Source organism: Tardiphaga sp. P9-11, assembly GCF_008329525.1.
Lineage (GTDB): Bacteria > Pseudomonadota > Alphaproteobacteria > Rhizobiales > Xanthobacteraceae > Tardiphaga.
Map to the genome: position 1 here is coordinate 462,299 of NZ_NPKQ01000003.1, position 19,691 is coordinate 481,989.

The following is a 19,691-nucleotide window of genomic DNA, read 5'->3' on the forward strand; positions in this document are numbered from 1 at the left end:
GCCAACCTGCGCCATTGCGCGGCATACCGCTGCGCGCGCTTGGACCGGATACGGCATGTTCCAGATGTTCCTGCGGGCCCGCGCCCAGAACTATCTCCGCAGCCTTGTCGGCGAGCGTGAGTTCAGGGCGCGCTCAGCCGAGCGCGATGCCGAGACCGATCGCGAGCGGCTGGATTTCGTGCTCTCTGCGCTTGATAGCGCACTCGGCAATGCCGAAGCCGAACAGGCTGGCCTTACCCGGCGCGTCGACGATGTGCTGGCGCGCGCAGCCGTGACCTTCGGCAATGGCGACGACGAGTATCTGACACGGGAGAAGCTCGACAGCGACCATCTGGACTTGTTCGAGACCGAGATCTCAAACGGCCAGCGCCGGTTGCGCGATCTCTCCGTCAGCATCTCGCATTTCAAATTTCTGAAGACCGCCATGCTGTCGCGTTTTCCAGATTACAAAGGGCCCGGGTCGCGGGCATCCTCGTAACCGCAGACGCCTATTCGCTTTGGGCGGAATCCTTGGCATCGCTCCAGCGCCGCTTGAAGCCCGCCGTATCCCGCGGGCCGCCATCGCGATTGCGCCGCCGCTCACCGCTGAATGTCCGCATGTGATCATTCACAAACGACATCAGTTCGTTGCGGAAACGCTCAGCCGAGAATTTCTCGGCTTGCATGCGGCAATCGGCACGTGAGAACGAACTTTCATTGGCCACGAAAGCGCGAACGCATTCCGCAATCGCTTTCGGCTCGTTGGAATCGAAGAACATGCCCGTGCGTAACTCGGGCGAGGCCGACACCGTTTCTCGCGCACCACCGCGGCCAAACGCCAGGACCGGTGCGCCCTCGGATTCGGCTTCCACCACGATAATCCCGAAGTCTTCCTCGGCAGCAAAGACAAAGGCACGCGCCGTCGCCATCAACTCACGCAGCTTCTCGTCGCTGACAAAGCCGACAAATGTCACGTTCGGGCCGGCGATTGCCTTCAATCGCTCCGCATCCGGGCCGTCGCCTGCAACGATCAACTTCTGATCCGGCAGTTCGGCAAAGGCCTGGATCACGGCTTCGATCTTCTTGTATGGCACCAGACGACTTGCCGCGAGGAAGTGGTCTCCAGTCGGCAGATCGGCCGGCAGTTTCGACATGGTCACAGGCGGATAGATCACCTTGGCGTCGCGGCCATAGACCTTCTTGATCCGCTTGGCGACGAAATTGGAATTCGCCAGCATGGCATCCGGCCCGTGGGCCGTACGCACGTCCCAGATGCGGATACGGTGAAGCAGCGCCCGCGCCAACGCGCTCTTGATGCCAGCGGTATAGCCGCTTTCGTTCAGATAGGCGTGCTGCAAGTCCCACGCGTAACGCATCGGCGAATGCACATAGGATACGTGAAGCTGGTTCGGCCCGGTGATGACCCCCTTGGCCACCGCATAGCTGCTGGAAATGACGAGGTCGTAGCCGGACAGATCGAACTGCTCGATCGCGATCGGCATCAGCGGCAGATATGAGCGATGACGCTTGCGGATGAATGGCATCTTCTGCAGGAAGCTGGTGCGCGCCTTTTTGAAGCCGATTTTGGCGCGATCTTCCGGCGTCAATACATCGAATAGCGTGAACACATCCGCTTCCGGATAGCACTGCAATATCTCGCGCAGCACCTGCTCGGCACCGCCCAACGTGTAGAGCCAATCGTGGACGACGGCGACGCGCATAGGACCTCAATAGCGAAAACGACGAATGTGGGCTGACCTGAAAATAGACCAATGCGCCCCTTCTACAATCCACTCCTACAACTTGCGTTAATTCGATTGCGAACCATCGGTAAAAATTGAATCAATTCTGATGTGTTCTGATAACCTCTGGGGAAGATGCTACCCGGTTCGCAGGACGCGGTCCGCGCCCATATTCCATCCAGGACGGAAGAAAAGCGCATTCTGGCGCACCATTCGCGCCGTTCAGCATAACGAGAGTTTTGCGCATGATGACGTTACGCCAGGTTGAAGTGATCCGCGCTGTCATGGTGACGGGCACCATTGGCGGCGCTGCCAAACTCCTGAATGTATCTGCTCCCGGTATCAGCCGCCTGGTGAAATACACCGAGAAGTCGCTCGGCATCCGCTTCTTCCAGCGCCAGAACGGACGCTACTTCCCGACGCCCGAAGCGCAGAATATTTTCGAGCAGATCAACGGTGTCTACAAGAAAGTCGACGATCTCAGCGAGATCATCTCCAAAATCGGCCACGGAACGCTGTCGGAATTGCGCATCGGGTCGGTTCCCAGTATCTCGCAGGTGATGGTGCCGCGCGCCATCGAGCAGGTGCGGCGTCGTTACCCCGGCCTGCGGATCGACATTAACATTCTCAAGCTTGAGGAAGCGATTGATTATCTGCTGCTCGGGCGCGGCGACTGCGTCGCCATGAGCTATCGGCTCGAACATCCGGGTCTCGACTTCATGCCGCTGGCATCCGGCGAATTGTTCTGCATCGTGCCGGAGGGGCACGAACTCGCAGGTCGCAAGCAGGTATCGGCCAAGGAGATTATCGGATACCCCCTCATCGGCATCGATCCCAATGATCCGTACGGTCGGATCATGGCGGAGATATTCGCCCGCAATAAACTCAAATACGACATCACCATCCGGGCGAGGTTCGGCACCACGGTCTGTGCCTTGGTGAAGGCAGGATTGGGCATCGCGGTCATCGACCAGTTTACGGTGGCCCACGGCGGCTATCCCGGCGTCGAGCTGATCCGCATCGTCGAGCCCACCCGGTTCGATACCTATGTCGCCGTGAAACGCGGCGCACCGCTGTCACTGCATATCGAGCATTTCATCGACTGCCTGCGCGCCGAGATGCGCGCAGTCGGCTCTCACAAGATTGCCGCAGCTAAGCCGGCCCCGCGTGTCCGTAAAAAATAACATCATGTTATGTTTGTTGTATAACAGGGTAATTGTGTTAGATCGCCGCCGCGCTATCTTCTGCCCCGCTTCTGATGATGATTGACAGTACTGGCCATCCGTTCATGACCTCTTCGACGCCCCATACCCCGGCGACGGGCCGACGTTTCCTTACCGGCCTGCTTGGTGCACCGATCGCGCATTCGGCGTCGCCGGCAATGCATGAGCGCGCCGCCGACGCCATGGGCGCACGCTGTTACTATCAGCTCATCGAGATCGCCGGTGCCGACCGCAGAGAATTGCGCACCATCCTGGACGGCGTCCGCCGCCTCGGCTTTGCCGGTATCAACGTAACCTTTCCGTATAAGGAAGCCGTGGTCGATCTGCTCGACGATCTGTCGCCCGGAGCGAAGGCCATCGGCGCCGTCAACACGGTCGTGGTCCACGACGGCAGGCTGACTGGTCACAACACCGACACCACGGGCTTTGCAAGAGCCGCCAGGCAACTCGTCGCCAATTCTAACCACGGCCCGGTCGCGGTCATCGGCACCGGTGGTGTCGGCAAGGCGATCGCCTTTGCATTGGCCGATCTCGGCGTTTCCGAGATCAGGATCTTCGATACGGACACGGCCAAAGCCGAGCATCTCGTCTCGCTGCTTCAGAACAAGCAGAGCATTCGCGTGGCAGACAGCGTCGACGACGCCGTTCGCGGTGCGGTCGGCATCGTCAACGGGACACCGATCGGCATGTTGCCCAGCCGCGGCACGCCGGTGCCCGATTCGCTGCTGCATGCGGAAGCGTGGGTCGCGGATGCAGTGTACTCCCCGCTGTGGACGCCGCTGCTCAACGCGGCCAAGGCGAAGGGAGCACCGGTCATGACCGGCCGCGATCTGGCGATCTATCAGGCCGCCGATGCCTTTGAGTTGTTTACAGGATTCGAGCCTTCAACGATCGAAATGGGAATTGCTTTCGACGCCGTCATGGTCAAAAGGTACCCGACACCAAACGCAGCCTGAATGAAGCGGCCGCTCACAAGGCCGCGCCCACAAACACAACAATAGCAACCGGAGGATTCCATGAAGCCAGTGTTTTTGGCGAGCGCCCTGCTCGCGACTGTATTGACCGGTGCTGCCATCGCGCAGTCCGGAGCCCCCATTAAACTCGCCAACGTCGCCGAGCTCTCCGGTGGCGGCGCCACCGTCGGCACCAACTGGAAGAACGGCATCGATCTCGCTATCGAAGAGATCAATTCCAAGGGCGGCGTGCTTGGCCGCAAGCTGGAAGTGACCCACGCGGACTCGCAGTCCAATCCTGGCGTCGCCCGCGCGCAGGTTCAGAAGGCACTCGACGCCGAGCCTTACGTCCTGCTCGGGCCCGGCTATTCTGGCTCCGTAAAGGTGACCGCGCCGCTCGCTGCCGAAGCCGGCATCGCGCAGATCATGGGTGGCGAAGCCGCCGAACTCACCACCGCCGGCAACAAGTTTCTGTTTCGGACGTCGTTTGGCCAGCAGTCCTCGATGCCGAAAGTCGCCAAATACATCAATGACGATCTGAAGGCGAAGTCTGTCGCTATCGTCTGGGTCAATAACGACTTCGGCAAAGGCGGGCGCGATTCCATCAGCAAGGAATTCGCCAAGTACAACATCAAGGTCGCAGCCGACCTTTCCACCGAAGCTGGTCAGGCCGACTTTGCCGCCGACGTCAGCAAGATCAAGGCTGCCGCGCCGGACGCAGTATTCGTCTATGTCAACGAAGAAGAGAGTGCGCGCATCCTCAAGGAGCTGAAGCGCCAGGGCGTCACCGTACCGTTGGTCGGCGAAACCACGCTTGTCGGACAAAAAGTTGTCGAACTCGCCGGCGACGCGGCCAATGGCGCACGCGGCCATGTCGGTCTCACCACCGACGCGCCGGTCGAACTGGTCAAGGCGTTCCGTGACAAGTTCGTCAAGAAGTACAACTACGTGCCGGACCATAACGGCCTCAAGGGTTGGCTCGCGATCTACATGATCAAGGCCACCACCGAAAAGATGGGCAAGGTCGACTCCAAGGGCTTCGCTGACGCCCTGCACGGCTTCACCATCACTGCCGCCAAGGAGCCAGGCATCCTGATGGATGCAACCTTCGACGCCAATGGCGACATCGATCGTCAGGGTTTCCTGGTCGAGATCGTGGAAGGCAAGCAGGTCGTCAAGCAGGTGCTGCCGAAGCTGGGTAACTGAGGCTGCTTCTCCTTAACCTCTCTCCGCCTGGCGAAGCTCTGCTTCGCCGGGCGGGGAGAGGTCGACTGGAACGCGCGAAGCGCGTGGAAGTCGGGTGAGAGGGCCAGTGCTTTGCTCGCAAGAGCCCCTTACCTCGACCCTCTCCCCGAACGGCGGGGCGAGGGAGCGCACGGCCGGTGCGTCGAAGCGCCAGCCATTCGGAGAATGCCATGTCCAATCTTCTCGACCTTCTTATTGCGGGCCTCGCGACCGGCGCGATCTACGCGATCGTCGCCGTCGGCTTCACCCTACTGTGGCAGACCTCGCAGACCATCAATTTTGCGCAGGGCGAATTCGTCATGCTGCCGGCCTTCCTGATGCTGGCCGTGATGCATGCCGGCGCACCGTTCTGGGTGGCGATCGTGATCGGTATTGCGCTGTCGCTGCTGTTGCTCGGCCTCGGGTTCAAGCTGCTGCTGGTCGATCCGATGCTGCGCCATGGCGTACTGCCCCTGGCGATTGCGACCATGGCGCTGGCTATCGGTATCAAGGAAGCCGCCAAACAGTTCTGGAGCGCCGAAGCCTCGCCATTTCCTTCAATCATCCCGGGCGGTGACATCACGATCTTCGGCCGTATTGTCGCCCTGCAGAGCATCGGCGTGCTGGTGCTTGCGATCCTCGCCGTGCTCGGTCTGACGACGCTGCTGAACCGGACATCGATCGGTCACCAGATGCAGGCGGCCGCGCAGAACCCGACGGTGGCGCGCATCGTCGGCGTGCCGGTCGAGCGTATGATCCTCTTGACCTTCCTGATCAACGCCTTCCTCGTCGCACTGGCGTCGCTGCTCATCACGCCGATCTATCTCGCCAAGTTCTCCAACGGCGAAGTGCTGGGTCAGGCTGCGTTCATCGCCGCCATTGTCGGTGGTTTCAACCAGGTCCGTGGCGCCATAGCCGGCGGCCTGCTGATCGGCGTCGTCGACAATCTCTCCGCCGCCTATGTCTCAACCCAGTATCGCGCTGCGGTGCCATTGGTCCTGCTGATCGCGATCATTCTGTTCCGTCCGCAGGGTATGATGGGACGCCCCGAGGAGCGCACCGTATGACCGCGGCGAAGTATCCCAAGATCGGCTTCGGCATCGTCGTTATTGCCGCGCTGATCATCGTCCCGATGAACTTCAACCGCTATGGTCTGTTCATTCTCAGCCAGTGGGCTGTCATGACCATCGCCGCCATGGGGCTGAACCTCACGCTGGGCTACGCCGGACAGGTCTCGCTGGCGCAGGGCGCGTTCGTCGGAATCGGCGCCTATGCCGCAGCGATCATGACATCGAACGGCCTGCCGCTGATCGCGGCTCTGGGCGTCGCCATCGTGCTGTGCTTCGTCATAGGCTGGATCCTTGGCTATCCCGCACTCCGCGTGCAGCATCATTATCTCGCCTTCGTCACCCTCGCCTTTTCGACGCTCGCCTTCCTCGTGTTCCGCAACGAGGACTGGCTGACCAAGGGCATCTACGGTATCAGCAATATCCCGCGCCCCGAGATCTTCGGCTATCCGACGCGGCGACCGTTGCCTTTCTATTATGTCTGCCTCGGTTCGCTCGGCATCGTCTCGCTCGCAGTCTGGTGGCTGATCCGGTCGCCCTGGGGCCGCGCTTTCATCGCACTGCGCGAAAATCCCGTTCGTGCGCTCTCGCTCGGCATCGACACACGGCGCTATACGCTGATGGCCTTTGCAATCGGTTCCGCACTCGGCGGTATCGCCGGCACGCTCTATGCGCCGCTAACGCAATATGTCGATCCCGTGCCGTTCCATTTGTCGCTGTCGCTTGATCTCTTGATGATGGTGATCGTCGGCGGCTCTGGTTTCTTCTTCGGACCGTTCCTTGGCGCGATGATCGCCGTGTTGCTGCCGGAATGGCTGCGCTTCACGCAGGGCTATTACCTGATGCTCTATGCGATCGCGGTGATCGGACTACTGATCTACTCGCCGACCGGAATCCTCGGCATCCTCGATCGCTTCATCTCGGAACGCCGGACCAAAGCAGCCTCCGCATTGCGCGCCGTGGCAAAAGCAAAACTGGAAACGGCGCCATGACCGCGGTTCTCGAAGTTACCAACATCCGCAAGAGCTTTGGCGGCATCGCAGCCGTCAATGGTGTCTCCTTCGATGTGCAGGAAGGCGAAATTCTCGGCCTGATCGGCCCGAACGGCTGCGGAAAATCCACACTGTTCAACTGTATCCTCGGCCAGCTCACACCAAGCGCCGGAGAAGTGAAGGTCGATGGCAAAATCGTCACCGGTATGCGGCCCTCGGAGCTGAACGGCCTCGGCGTCAGCCGCACGTTTCAGCTTTTGCAGGTTTTTCCAAAACTCTCGGTGCGCGAGAACCTGATCCTTGCGGGCCAGGAGCATCAGGGCAACATGCTGTCGCGGCTGCTCGGCCCGTCGGACGCCGGTCTCACTGAGGCAGCCAATCAGATGATCGGCTTTTTCAAGCTTGACCATCTCGCCAACGAACCTGCAGGCGGCCTCTCCTACGGCCAGCAGAAGCTGCTCGACGCCGCTATGGCCTTCATGGGCGGGCCGCGGCTCGTGCTGCTCGACGAACCGGCCGGCGGAGTCAACTTGACCATGCTGGCCGACCTCAAGGACCGCCTCACCGCAATCAACCGCGAGAAGCGCGCAACCTTCGTGGTCATCGAGCATAATATGGAATTCGTGATGTCGCTGTGCACGCGCGTGATGGTGATGGCCGAAGGCAAAGTGCTGGCGATGGGCCGGCCTGACGAAGTCCGCGCCAACCCCGCCGTGATCGAAGCCTATCTGGGACATTGAGGATAATGCCATGAGCGATGCAATCCTGGACGTTCAGAACCTGGTCGGCGGCTACGGTAAGACGACGATTCTCAACGGCACCACCTTCTCGGTGCCGGCCGGATCGATCACCACCGTCATCGGGCCGAACGGCGCCGGTAAGTCGACAGTGTTCAAGGCGATCTTCGGCCTGCTGAAGCTGCGCGAGGGCAAAGTCACATTCAAAGGCAAGGACGTGACCGGTCTGAGCCAGCGCGCACTGCTGGCCGCAGGCATCTGCTACGTCCCGCAAGGCCGCAACATCTTCCCGGAACTCACGGTCCGTCACAATATCGAGCTCGGCGCCGTCGCCGCTGGTCGTGACATCACCGATCTGCCGGCCCGCATCGAAGCCGCGCTCGACAAATTCCCGGTGTTGCGCACCAAGGCCAAGCAACAGGCCTCGACCCTTTCGGGCGGCGAGCAAAAGCAGCTCGAAATCGCCCGTGGCCTGCTGCTCAATCCGCAGCTTGTGCTAATCGACGAGCCCTCCATCGGGCTGTCGCCGCTGATGGTGCTGCAGACCTTCAATATCTTGAAAGAGCTGCGCGACCGCGGTGTCTCGATCCTGATGATCGAACAGAATGCGCGATCGGCGCTGGAGATTTCCGATTTCGGCATCGTGCTCGAACTCGGCCAAACCCGTTTGATGGACAAGGCCGACCGTGTGCTCAAAGATCCGCGCATCGGGCAACTGTTCCTCGGCGGCGCCATGACGGAGACCGCGGCATGAACAAGCTCTCGATCGCCACCGTCTCGCTATCAGGGGCACTGGATGAGAAACTCCGTGCCATCGCGGCTGCCGGCTTCGACGAGGTCGAGATCTTTGAAGCGGACCTTCTATCCTTCAATGGCAGCCCCAGGGATGTCGGCCAGATGTGCCGCGACCTAGGCCTGACCATTTGCGCTTTCCAACCGTTCCGCGACTTCGAGGGCATGCATGAGCCGCAGCGCAGCCGCAACTTCGCGCGCGCGGCGCGCAAGTTCGACCTGATGAAGGAGCTGCAGACGGATTTGATGCTGATCTGCAGCAACATCTCGCCGGCCTCGCTCGGCGGTATCGACCGCGCAGCGGCGGATTTTCGTGAGCTAGGAGACCTCGCCGCCAAGCATGGCATGCGTGTCGGCTTCGAAGCACTCGCATGGGGCGCTCATGTCAACGACTACCGCGATGCCTGGGAGATCGTGCGCCGCGCCAATCACCCGTCCATCGGCGTGATCCTCGACAGCTTCCATGCACTGGCTCCGGCATTTCCCGTCAGCGCCATTGCATCCATTCCGGCCGACAAGATCTTTCTGGTACAGCTCGCCGATGCGCCGAAGCTGGGCCTCGACGTCCTGTCCTGGAGCCGGCATTTCCGCTGCTTTCCCGGTCAGGGCGACCTGCCCGTAGCCAAGTTCATGGAGGCCGTGCAAGCCACTGGCTATAGTGGCGCGTGGTCCCTCGAGATTTTCAACGACCAGTTCCGCGCAGGCTCCGCCGTCCGTACTGCCACTGACGGATTGCGTTCACTGATCCTGCTGCAGGATCAACTGGCGAAGGCACCGGCCGACGCCCTGCAGCCGAAGACATCCACCCGCGGTGTTGGCTTTATCGAATTCGCCGTCAATGAGACCAAGGCGACTGACCTCGCAACACTGCTCAGCCAACTTGGTTTTCACAAGACTGGCGCCCACCGCAGCAAGGACGTCGAACGCTGGTCCCAGGGTGCGATTGAGCTCGTGGTCAATTCGGAGCCAGACGGTTTCGCGCATTCGCATTACGTCACCCATGGCGCCGGCGTCTGCGCCATCGCGCTCGATGTCGGCGATACCAAGCAAGCCATGGCGCGCGCGGAAGCCCTGCGGGCGCGGACGTTCTATCAGCCAGTCGGACCCGGCGAGCTGGAGATTCCAGCGATTCACGGTGTCGGCGGCAGCCTGCTGTATTTTCTCGAAGCGGCCGGGAAGAACTGGGATATCGATTTCGAGCCGCTCAAGAGCGATGCCGGTACAGATCATCTCTCCGTCGTCGATCATATCTCGCAATCGATGCCCTACGACGAGATGTTATCGTGGCTTCTGTTCTACACCGGTATTCTCGACCTGCAGCGCCTGCCGCAGATGGAAATTCCGGACCCAGTCGGCCTCGTGCAAAGCCAGGCGCTGATATCAGCCAATCAGTCGCTGCGCATCATCCTGAACGGATCGTCCGCAACGCGCACGCTGTCGAACCGCTTCATCTCAGAATTTTTCGGCTCGGGCGTACAGCACATTGCGTTCTCATGCAGTAATATCTTCGCGGCTGTGGCTGAGATGCGCAAACGCGGCGCCAAATTCCTGCGCATTCCCGAGAACTATTACGATGACGTTGAAGCGAAATACGGGCTCGATGCCGAACTGATGGCTGCACTGCGGGACAACCAGATTCTCTACGACCGTGAAAACGACGGCGAATTCTTCCAGATCTACACGCCGAGCTTCGACGAGCGTTTCTTCTTCGAGATCGTCGAGCGCCGCAACTATCAAGGATTTGGCGCGGCCAATGCCGGCATTCGACTTGCTGCGCAGACCCGTGACGCGCGGCCGGTATCACTGCCGCGCATCTGACAGCGGGCGAAAACTTACTTCGGCCGAATGCTTTGATCGCCACCTGGACTGCCCGGCGGGGGAATGACAGGCGTATTGCTGCTATCCGAATTCGGAGCGGGCGCCCGCATCGCGGGATCGATATTGCTCGGCGGACACAGAACACCATCTGATTTCGCGAGCTTGTCGCCCAACGTCTCCGGACTCTGGCCGGTCGTCGTGCCGTTGGGAGAAATCGTCCCCCGCGGGGTCGTTTGTGTCGGCGCACAATTGGCGTTTGCACGCTCCGCCGCGGGTGGCGCGGTCTGTGCTGGAGGGGTAGCGGCCATCGGCGGCGCCTGCGCAATTGCTGCATTGGAACAGGCCACGACAAAACCCACAGTGACGAGCGACTTTTTGATCTGCATCTGAAGCAAACCACCGGCGCGAACGGAGGTTCCAGTCTGAAGATGCACCGATCAGGATTTAACGTAGCGGATCAGCGAAAAATGCCCCATCGGCGGCATCGGCCGGCGCTCAGCCAGCGTGATCCCGCCATGCACCGCAGCCCAATCCACCAGCCGCTTCCACGGGAACTCCGGCCGCCAGCCGAGGCGACGCGCCAAGGGCGCAAAGGCCATTTCGAAAATCCTGCGTGGACCGCTTTCGGCGCCGATGTGATTGATCAGAATGAGCTCGCCACCGGGCTTTAACACGCGAACGAAATCGTCGAGCGTGGCCTCCGGGTCGGGAACAGCAGTGATGACATACTGCGCCACGACGGCGTCGAAGAAGGAATCCGGAAAAGCCAGATTCTTGGCGTCCATCACCGCCAGCGTTTCCACGTTGGTGAGGCCTTCGTTACGCACGCGCTGATGCGCCTTACGCAGCATAGGTTCGGAGATATCGACGCCGCAGATTTTGGTCGTGCTCTTGTAGTCGACAAGCGACAGGCCTGTACCGACGCCGACATCGAGAATGCGGCCACCGATCCGGTCTGCCTCGATGATGGTGGATTGTCGCCCGGCGTCAAAAACCTTGCCGAATACCAGATCATAGACAGGTGCCCATAATCCGTACGCCTTCGCGACCCCCGCGCGGTCGATATCGCCAGCCATGCCCCTACCCTGAACTCTTACACACGCATCGCTGCGACAGTTGAGACATTAGCATCGCGTGGGGACGTGCTGACAGGGCTTTTCGCCGCAGCGCTCTTGATGAAGCCGCCGCCGAGCACGCGGGCCTGGCCGTCCGGCGCGTCGTAGAACACACAGGCCTGACCGGGCGACACGCCCTCCTCGCCGCCAACCAGTTCGATCTCGTAGCCGCCGTTCACGGCGCGCAGCCAGGCTGGCTGTGGTCCACGGGTCGAGCGAACCTTGACGAACAGTTCGAGACCGTCGCCAACCGCGCGATCGAGCGTCCCGCCGCCAATCCAGTTAAGGTCGCGCAGCACGATGCGATGCATGCGCAGCGCCTGGCGTGGGCCGACGATCACGCGCCGGGTGACGGCGTCGAGCTTGATCACATAGAGCGGCGCGCTGGCAGCGATGCCAAGGCCACGGCGCTGCCCGATGGTGAAATGAATAATCCCGTCATGGCGGCCGATGACATGGCCCTCCATATCGACGATCTCGCCCGGTTCCAGAGCATTCGGCTTCAGACGCTCGATCACGTCGGTATAGCGGCCAGACGGCACGAAGCAGATGTCCTGGCTGTCCTGCTTGTCGGCAACCGACAGATCGAACTGCCGGGCCAGCTCGCGGGTCTGCGGCTTGCTCATGTCACCGAGCGGGAAGCGCAGGTAGTCGAGCTGCTCCTGCGTGGTGGCGAACAGAAAATAGCTCTGGTCGCGATCCGCATCAGCGGCACAGACCATAGCACGCGAGCCGTCGGCCAAGCGGCGCGACGCCACATAATGTCCGGTTGCCAGCGCCTGCGCGCCGAGATCGCGCGCGGTGGCCAGCAGATCACGGAACTTGACGGAACGATTGCACTCGATGCACGGCACCGGCGTTTCGCCGGAAGCATAGCTTGCAGCAAAATTGTCGATGACTGACTCGCGGAACCGGCTTTCGTAGTCCAGCACGTAATGCGGAATCCCGATACGCTCGGCGACGTCCCGGGCATCGTGAATGTCACGGCCGGCGCAGCAGGCGCCCTTACGATGGGTCGCGGCGCCATGGTCGTAGAGTTGCAGCGTAATACCGACGACGTCGTAGCCCTGCGATTTCAACAGCGCAGCCGTCGCCGAGGAGTCGACGCCGCCGGACATGGCGACCACGACCCTGGTGTCCTGCGGACGGCCTTCGAGATCGAGACTGTTGAGCATGGTTTCGGTCACTGATGCGACCGCGCTGGCTGCAAACCGTCGCGATCAGGAAAACGGAGCCAAATCCCGGAACTTAAGGTAGATCCGACAATGGTTGGGGTATGGCTCTTTAATATAGGCCGCCTTGCGCTCAATCAATCACGGCACCGCGCCGGGAACGGCAATTCTTGCCGCCGGGCAGAAAAGAAGTGGCCATGTTCCCCGTCACGACAGGCGACGTCCGGACTAACATATTGAATTATAACGACTTTAAAACTCAGACTGGCTGGCCCGGTCCTTGCTGAAAGGAGGATAGAACTCTTCTGGAAAGGCCGCCCGTGGTTAGCGTTACGCAGGATATTGCCTCAACCGTCTCGTTTCAGAGCGCGCGTTCGACCTCGTCCCGCGATGATCAGCAGTCGGACTCCGGTAGCTTCGGCTCGCTGGTCGACAGCAACATCGTTGCCAGCGCCAATAGTGACCGCGCCGCGGCTGCAACCCAGCAGGATCTGCCGACGCCGGCCCGGCGCGACGATCGCTCGGTCAGCAACGACAAGGCACGGCCGAGCGACGACCGAACCGATCAGGCAGCCTCCGCTGATGCACGGGACCGCGACGCTCAGGCTGCCGGCACCGCGAACGACGGCCGCAAGGTGAAGAAGGGCGACAAGAACGACACGAAGGCCGATTCCAAATCCGACGCGAAGACCGACAGTAAGAGTGACACCAAGGACGCCTCGTCCAAGGGTACCGACACCACCAAAGCAACGGATGCCGACGCCACGGCGGTAACCGACAAGCCTGTCGCTGTTGCGGCTGTTGCTGTCGCCATTCCGGTCCCGATCGCTACGGACGTCGCCGTGACGGCGACAACGCCCGAAACCGCTGGCGCTGCCCAGCCGCTTGCGATCGCAGCCGCCGTATTGAAGGCGCAGGCCGCAGCCACCGAAGCGACCGCAACAGGGGCTGAAACAGTGCCGGCGACCACCGCACCGGAAGCTGAGGAAAATTTCGCAGCGTTGATTGCATCGGCAACTCCCGCTGCCGGCAAGACGGGCGCGAAGAAGACCGGCGTTTCCGACGCGACCACGACCGCAACGACCGCTGTCAAATCCGACGACAAGACAGCAACCGACGCTACGGCATCGACGCAGCCGACCGACGTAAAGGCGACAGCTCAGACCGCTGCGAAGGATGTTAAGCCGGACGGAACTTCGGCGGACGGCGCTAAGCCTGAAGCGGCAACGCCAGAGCCTAACAAGGCCGCCATCGCCGCATCTCAGGACCATCGCACCGAACATGCCGCTCAGCCTGCGGCACCGGATGTGAACACGCCGGTCAGCAACGCCTTGCAGCAGCCGTTGCAGACCGCGCCGGCGGCGGCGGCCCCACAGCTGACTGCGACCGTGGCGACCAACGCTCCCGTGCCTTTGAACGGTGTCGCCGTCGAGATCGCACAGAACGCCAAATCGGGAAAGAGCAGCTTCGACATCCGGCTCGACCCTGCCGAGCTCGGCCGTATCGACGTCCGGCTCGAAGTCGACAAGCATGGCAATGTGACGTCGCACCTCACCGTCGAGAAGCCGGAAACCCTGACCATGCTGCGCCAGGATGCACCGCAACTGCAGCGGGCGCTCGAACAGGCCGGCCTCAAGACCAGCGACAGTGGATTACAGTTCAGCCTGCGCGATCAGTCGCAAGGCCAGCAACAGAACAGTAGTGAGAATTCGGGCCGTAACGCCCAGCGCCTTGTCATTCACGAAGACGAGTCCGTGCCTGCAATTGCTGCGGGCCGCGGTTATGGCCGCATGCTGGGATCCAGCAGCGGCGTCGACATCAGTATCTGAGGAGCAAACCATGGCAGTCGATACAGTAGTGAACCCGGTCGTATCCGGGACGTCCACGGTCTCCAGCTCGAGCAACAGCTCAAGCTCGTCGAGCTCAACCACGGGCATCGCGGATAACTTCCAGACGTTCCTGACACTTCTGACGACACAGTTGCAGAATCAGAATCCGCTCGATCCGCTAGACACCAATCAGTTTACACAGCAGCTGGTACAGTTCGCGGGCGTCGAACAGCAGCTCAAGTCGAACGACCAGCTGAAATCCCTGGTCGATCTTGGCAAAGCTACAGAAGCGACGCAGGCGCTCATCTATGTCGGCAACAACGTTGCGGTCGACGGCAGCACGGCGCAGTTCAAGACGTCGGCGACATGGAATCTGCTCGCCGATAAGGACTCTACAGCCACCGTCAACATTACGAACTCAGCTGGTAACGTTGTCTACACCGGCAAGTATACGTTGAAGTCCGGCAACGGCACTTTCGTATGGGACGGCAAAGGCAATGACGGCGTTCAGTATCCCGAAGGGGCCTATACGCTGACTGCAACGGGCAAGGACGACAACGGCCGCGACGTAGCCGTCTCCACGGAAGTCCAGGGTATCGTCGATTCCGTCGATCTGTCAGCGAGCCCCGCTCTGCTCTCGATCAACGGCACCAACTACACGGTCGACAAGATCAAGCGTGTCGTGCGTCCGACGACAACGCCGCCGACCACACCGACAACCTGACGCTGCAACGCATCATCTCCTCGGGACGATATTTCGAACCAAATTCAGTTCTATTCGCATTGGAGTTGTAGGCTTAGGCAAATTTTAAGTCGCTGGGCGTAGATTATTGAAGTGAGTTCAGTGGTTGAGAGTTTGTGAGTACGCCATGACAGAACCCCATCGCCCGAGGGTCAAATACGTCATCGGGCCTGACGGCAGTCCGTTAACAATTGCGGATCTGCCCGCGCCCGGAACTAAACGGTGGGTCATCCGCCGCAAAGCCGAAGTTGTCGCCGCTGTGCGCGGTGGCCTTCTGTCTCTTGAGGAAGCCTGCAGCCGTTATACGCTGACAGTCGACGAATTCCTCTCCTGGCAGTTCTCGATCGACCAGCACGGTCTGGCTGGGCTGCGGACCACCCGTATCCAGCAGTATCGTCAGTAAACGAATCGTTAATATCTCCAATTCGATGAAAACCGGCTCCCTCACGGGAAGTCGGCTTTCGTCATTTCGCCATATTTTTGCCACCCGTTAACCGACGTTAACCATATCGAAACCATACCCCGGCAAAATTTGCCCAGTCGGTCTTTGAGGCCGAATCTCAGGGGCTGGTTCGTGCAGAGTCTTCTAGGTTTCCTTAAGGGTCTCGGCGCGGCGCGCCTGATGGCGATGGTTGCGGTGACGGCCGCGCTCATCGGCTTCTTTGCTTTCGTCATCATGCGGGTCACCACGCCCCAGATGACCACCCTGTTCACGGACCTCAGCGTCGAGGACTCCTCGGCGATCATCAAGGACCTGGAACGTCAGGCCATTCCTTATGAGCTGAAGAACGACGGCGCCGCCATCATGGTGCCGAAGGACAAGGTCACCCGCCTCCGCATGAAGCTTGCCGAAGGCGGCCTTCCCAAGGGCGGCGGCGTCGGTTACGAGATCTTCGACAAGTCGGACGCCCTCGGAACGACGAGTTTTGTTCAAAATATCAATCACTTAAGAGCTCTTGAAGGTGAATTGGCACGAACCATCCGGGCGATCGACCGGGTACAGTTCGCCCGCGTTCACCTCGTGCTTCCCGAACGCCCCCTGTTCTCCCGCGAAGCGCCCGAGCCCTCAGCCTCGATCGTGGTCCGTGTCCGCGGTGCGCTCGACCCGCAGCAGGTTCGGGCGATCCGCCATGTCGTCGCCTCGGCGGTCAACGGCCTGAAGCCGGCCCGGGTTTCGATCGTCGACGAAGCCGGACAGTTACTCGCCGACGGCGCCGCTGACCCGACCATGGACGGTGCCACCGGTGACGAGCGCCGCGCCGGCTTCGAGAAACGGATGCGTAGCCAGGTCGAAGCGATCGTTTCCTCGGTGGTGGGCGCCGGTCGGGCCCGGGTCCAGCTCACGGCCGACTTCGATTACAACAAGGTCACGCAGACCTCCGACAAATTCGACCCGGAAGGCCGGGTTTTGCGCTCCAGCCAGAGCCGTGAAGAATCCTCCGCAGTCGGCGAGCGGGATGGCCAAGTCACCGTCAACAACGAACTGCCAGGCAATCAGGCGGCGGGCAACACGGGGACGGCGAAGGATCAAAGCAAGAAGTCGGAAGAAACCAACAATTACGAAATCTCCCGCATCACCAAGACCGAAGTAACCGAAGCGGGCCGTGTCAATCGCATCTCGGTCGCGGTATTGGTTGACGGCAGCTACACCAAGAACGAGAAGGGCGAGCAGGTCTACGCCCAACGCCCCAAGGAAGAACTCGATCGCATCGCAGCGCTGGTCCGTTCGGCCATTGGCTTTGACCAGAAGCGCGGCGATCAGGTCGAGGTCGTCAACCTGAAATTCGCCGAGGGCCCAACTGTCGTTCCGACGCCGGAGCCGACAGGTCTGCTCAGCATGATGCAGTTCACCAAGGATGACGTGATGCGCGTCATCGAGCTCGCGGTCATGATGCTGCTCGGCCTGGTCGTGATGTTCATGGTCATCCGCCCGCTAGTCCGCCGCGTCCTCGCCGCTGAGCCTGTGCCGGCGCTCCCTGCAGCCAACGCCCTCGTTCTTCCCGACGGTGTGGCCCTTAGCGCAGACGGACAGACCGTCATTCCTGCTGGTGGCCCCAATATGATCGACGTCGCTACCATCCAGGGTCAGGTCCACGCACAATCCGTGCATCGCGTGGGCGAACTGGCCGATCGTAACCCCAACGAAACCGCAGCCATTGTTCGCGCATGGCTGCAGGAACCGGCGTGATCTGAATGGCATCCGTTCCGCAAACCACCGGCGACAACAGCAGCGACATCGCCAGCGTCGTAGCCTCGCTGGCACAGCGCCAGGGCGGCCGCGCGCCGGCGAAGCCATTGAGCGGCCCGAAGCGCGCTGCCATCCTGATGCTGGCGCTGGGCGAACAGTATGGCGGCAAGGTCTGGGCGCAGCTCGACGACGACGAAGTGCGCGAGCTTTCAGTTCACATGTCGTCGCTCGGCACCATCGAGCCGGAGACAGTCGAAGATCTGCTGCTCGAATTCGTGTCACGGATGTCCGCCTCCGGCGCCTTGATGGGCACTTTCGATGCCACCGAGCGTCTGCTGACCCAGTATCTGCCGTCCGAGCGCGTCAGCGGTATCATGGAAGAAATCCGCGGTCCTGCCGGCCGCAACATGTGGGAAAAACTCTCCAACGTGCAGGAAGAAGTTCTCGCGAACTATCTCAAAAATGAATATCCGCAAACCATCGCCGTAGTGCTGTCGAAACTGAAGCCTGAGCATGCCGCCCGGGTGCTTGGTATCCTGCCAGAAGATCTCGCGCTCGACGTCATCAACCGCATGCTGAAGATGGAAGCGGTGCAGAAAGAGGTCATTGAGCGCGTCGAACAGACGCTGCGTGTCGAGTTCATGTCGAACCTCTCGCAGACCCGTCGTCGCGACGCGCACGAAGTCATGGCGGAAATCTTCAATAATTTCGACCGCCAGACCGAAACGCGATTCATCACCTCGCTGGAAGAAGACAATCGCGAGGCGGCAGAGCGCATCAAGGCGCTGATGTTTACCTTCGACGACCTCATCAAGCTGGATGCCGGCTCGGCACAGACCCTGATGCGCAGCATCGACAAGGACAAGCTCGGCATCGCATTGAAGAGCGCCAACGAGGAAGTCCGCGCCTTCTTCATGGGCAACATGTCGTCCCGCGCAGCCAAGATGCTGACCGACGATATGGCCGCGCTCGGCCCGGTCCGCCTGCGCGACGTCGACGAAGCACAGGCACTTCTCGTTAATCTCGCCAAGGATCTCGCGGCCAAGGGCGAAATCGTGCTGACGAAGAACCGCGCCGACGACGAGCTGGTGTATTAATGGCGGCCCCCGCAAAATTCCTGTTCGATATGGACTTCGCGGCGCCCGACAAGGCGCGTGCACCCGCGATCACGCCGGCCGAGATCGCCGAGAGGCTCGCCACCGCCGAAGCCCAAGCCTATCGCGCTGGCTTCGATGCCGCGCAGCGCGAGGCCAAAGCCGAGGCTGACCGCCGCGCTGCATTGGCACTGGAACAGATCGGCGTGGCGATCTCGTCGATCTCGTCGCGCTTCGGGGCCATCGAATCCAAGATGGAGACCGAGGCAGTCGATGTCGCGGTGTCGGTGGCGCGCAAGCTCTGCAATGAATTGATCGCCGTCGAGCCGCTCACCGAGGTGATGGCCCTGGTGCACGACTGTTTCAAGAATCTGGTGTCGACACCGCATCTCGTGGTGCGCATTAACGACCAGCTCTATGACGAAGCACGCGAACGCATCGAGAAACAGGCCAAACAAAGCGGCTTCGCCGGCCGCCTTGTCATTCTCGCCGAGCCGGACATCGAAAATGGCGACTGCAGAATCGAATGGGCAGATGGCGGCGTCGTGCTGGAACGCGCAACCATCGACGCCAAGATCAACGAACTTGTCGGACGCTACATGGCGTCGCGCAATCAGGCCTGACAGGGCTGTGAGGACTAGAACATGAGCGATCCACAGGTACCGCTTCCCGATCTCGATGCCACCGACCCCGGCGCGATGGGAGACGTGGGCTATGCTGACGAGGAACAGGTCACACGCATTGCCGCCGATCTCGAAGCGGTCTTCGACGTTCCGGTTCAGGTATCGGCCGTGCTTGGCCGCTCCAAGATGGGCGTGGGTGAATTGTTGAAACTCGGCCCCGGCACCGTACTCGAACTCGACCGCCGCGTTGGTGAAGCGATCGACATCTACGTGAACAACCGCCTGGTGGCGCGCGGCGAAGTCGTGCTGGTCGAGGAAAAACTCGGCGTCACCATGACAGAAATCATCAAGGCCGAACGCGGCTAGTGCCGAACAAGCGGCGCCTCACTGGCGCGACCAGG

General features: G+C 61.0%; 20 protein-coding genes. 16 read left to right on the forward strand and 4 right to left on the reverse strand.

The features are described from left to right. The first annotated feature begins 55 nt into the window (after positions 1-55). Positions 56-478: a hypothetical protein gene (locus CIW50_RS14885; protein WP_149531993.1), complete on the forward strand. Its 423-nt coding sequence runs from the start codon at positions 56-58 to the stop codon at positions 476-478. Positions 479-488: 10 nt separating this feature from the next. Here CIW50_RS14885 and CIW50_RS14890 read toward each other — a convergent pair whose 3' ends face one another. Next, positions 489-1,700, reverse strand: a complete 1,212-nt coding sequence (locus CIW50_RS14890; RefSeq protein WP_149531994.1) for a glycosyltransferase — start codon at positions 1,698-1,700, stop codon at positions 489-491. Positions 1,701-1,966: 266 nt separating this feature from the next. Here CIW50_RS14890 and CIW50_RS14895 point away from each other — a divergent pair, with 266 nt between their 5' ends. The 8 genes from CIW50_RS14895 (at position 1,967) to CIW50_RS14930 (ending at position 10,527) form a co-directional block, all read left to right on the forward strand. Next, the gene (locus CIW50_RS14895) at positions 1,967-2,905 is read left to right on the forward strand and encodes a LysR family transcriptional regulator (RefSeq protein WP_149531995.1); all 939 of its coding nucleotides are present in this window, start codon (positions 1,967-1,969) and stop codon (positions 2,903-2,905) included. A 104-nt stretch (positions 2,906-3,009) separates the two neighbouring features. Then, on the forward strand, positions 3,010-3,900 hold the full coding sequence (locus CIW50_RS14900; RefSeq protein WP_149531996.1) for a shikimate dehydrogenase: 891 nt from the start codon (positions 3,010-3,012) through the stop codon (positions 3,898-3,900). Between the two features lie 60 nt (positions 3,901-3,960). Further along, positions 3,961-5,103 carry an ABC transporter substrate-binding protein gene (locus CIW50_RS14905; RefSeq protein WP_149531997.1) on the forward strand — a complete coding sequence of 381 codons (1,143 nt, stop codon included), beginning with the start codon at positions 3,961-3,963 and terminating at the stop codon, positions 5,101-5,103. Positions 5,104-5,312: 209 nt separating this feature from the next. Next, complete coding sequence (locus CIW50_RS14910; protein ID WP_149531998.1) at positions 5,313-6,188, forward strand: branched-chain amino acid ABC transporter permease; 876 nt, start codon at positions 5,313-5,315, stop codon at positions 6,186-6,188. Then, complete coding sequence (locus tag CIW50_RS14915; protein ID WP_149531999.1) at positions 6,185-7,180, forward strand: branched-chain amino acid ABC transporter permease; 996 nt, start codon at positions 6,185-6,187, stop codon at positions 7,178-7,180. The genes CIW50_RS14910 and CIW50_RS14915 overlap by 4 nt, the downstream gene beginning before the upstream one ends. Then, positions 7,177-7,920, forward strand: coding sequence for an ABC transporter ATP-binding protein (locus CIW50_RS14920; protein ID WP_149532000.1), 744 nt, complete (start codon positions 7,177-7,179; stop codon positions 7,918-7,920). The genes CIW50_RS14915 and CIW50_RS14920 overlap by 4 nt, the downstream gene beginning before the upstream one ends. 10 nt (positions 7,921-7,930) lie before the next feature. Beyond that, positions 7,931-8,671 (forward strand): ABC transporter ATP-binding protein, encoded by a 741-nt coding sequence (locus CIW50_RS14925; RefSeq protein WP_149532001.1) that lies wholly within the window; start codon positions 7,931-7,933, stop codon positions 8,669-8,671. Continuing rightward, entirely contained in the window at positions 8,668-10,527 is a 1,860-nt protein-coding gene (locus tag CIW50_RS14930) for a bifunctional sugar phosphate isomerase/epimerase/4-hydroxyphenylpyruvate dioxygenase family protein (protein WP_149532002.1), read from the forward strand. The genes CIW50_RS14925 and CIW50_RS14930 overlap by 4 nt, the downstream gene beginning before the upstream one ends. A gap of 14 nt (positions 10,528-10,541) precedes the next feature. Here the strand turns inward: CIW50_RS14930 and CIW50_RS29525 are convergent, their stop codons facing one another. The 3 genes from CIW50_RS29525 to mnmA are packed head-to-tail and all read right to left on the reverse strand — an operon-like array spanning position 10,542 to position 12,817. Next, positions 10,542-10,913 carry a hypothetical protein gene (locus tag CIW50_RS29525; RefSeq protein WP_149532003.1) on the reverse strand — a complete coding sequence of 124 codons (372 nt, stop codon included), beginning with the start codon at positions 10,911-10,913 and terminating at the stop codon, positions 10,542-10,544. A 51-nt stretch (positions 10,914-10,964) separates the two neighbouring features. Beyond that, positions 10,965-11,603, reverse strand: a complete 639-nt coding sequence (locus CIW50_RS14940) for a class I SAM-dependent methyltransferase (protein ID WP_149532004.1) — start codon at positions 11,601-11,603, stop codon at positions 10,965-10,967. Between the two features lie 17 nt (positions 11,604-11,620). Continuing rightward, entirely contained in the window at positions 11,621-12,817 is a 1,197-nt protein-coding gene (gene mnmA / locus CIW50_RS14945; protein ID WP_149532109.1) for a tRNA 2-thiouridine(34) synthase MnmA, read from the reverse strand. A gap of 317 nt (positions 12,818-13,134) precedes the next feature. Here mnmA and CIW50_RS14950 point away from each other — a divergent pair, with 317 nt between their 5' ends. From CIW50_RS14950 to fliN, 7 genes are all read left to right on the forward strand, one after another. Continuing rightward, complete coding sequence (locus CIW50_RS14950; protein ID WP_149532005.1) at positions 13,135-14,643, forward strand: flagellar hook-length control protein FliK; 1,509 nt, start codon at positions 13,135-13,137, stop codon at positions 14,641-14,643. 10 nt (positions 14,644-14,653) lie between these two features. Next, positions 14,654-15,367, forward strand: a complete 714-nt coding sequence (locus CIW50_RS14955) for a flagellar hook assembly protein FlgD (protein WP_149532006.1) — start codon at positions 14,654-14,656, stop codon at positions 15,365-15,367. A 145-nt stretch (positions 15,368-15,512) separates the two neighbouring features. Beyond that, positions 15,513-15,788 carry a CtrA inhibitor SciP gene (gene sciP, locus CIW50_RS14960; RefSeq protein WP_002714638.1) on the forward strand — a complete coding sequence of 92 codons (276 nt, stop codon included), beginning with the start codon at positions 15,513-15,515 and terminating at the stop codon, positions 15,786-15,788. 171 nt (positions 15,789-15,959) lie between these two features. Further along, positions 15,960-17,573, forward strand: coding sequence for a flagellar basal-body MS-ring/collar protein FliF (gene fliF / locus CIW50_RS14965; RefSeq protein ID WP_149532007.1), 1,614 nt, complete (start codon positions 15,960-15,962; stop codon positions 17,571-17,573). Positions 17,574-17,578: 5 nt separating this feature from the next. Then, on the forward strand, positions 17,579-18,670 hold the full coding sequence (fliG, locus tag CIW50_RS14970) for a flagellar motor switch protein FliG (RefSeq protein ID WP_149532008.1): 1,092 nt from the start codon (positions 17,579-17,581) through the stop codon (positions 18,668-18,670). Beyond that, positions 18,670-19,290, forward strand: coding sequence for a FliH/SctL family protein (locus tag CIW50_RS14975; RefSeq protein ID WP_149532009.1), 621 nt, complete (start codon positions 18,670-18,672; stop codon positions 19,288-19,290). Before fliG ends, CIW50_RS14975 begins: the two co-directional genes overlap by 1 nt. A gap of 21 nt (positions 19,291-19,311) precedes the next feature. Continuing rightward, complete coding sequence (gene fliN, locus CIW50_RS14980; RefSeq protein ID WP_149532010.1) at positions 19,312-19,656, forward strand: flagellar motor switch protein FliN; 345 nt, start codon at positions 19,312-19,314, stop codon at positions 19,654-19,656. Positions 19,657-19,691: the final 35 nt, after the last annotated feature.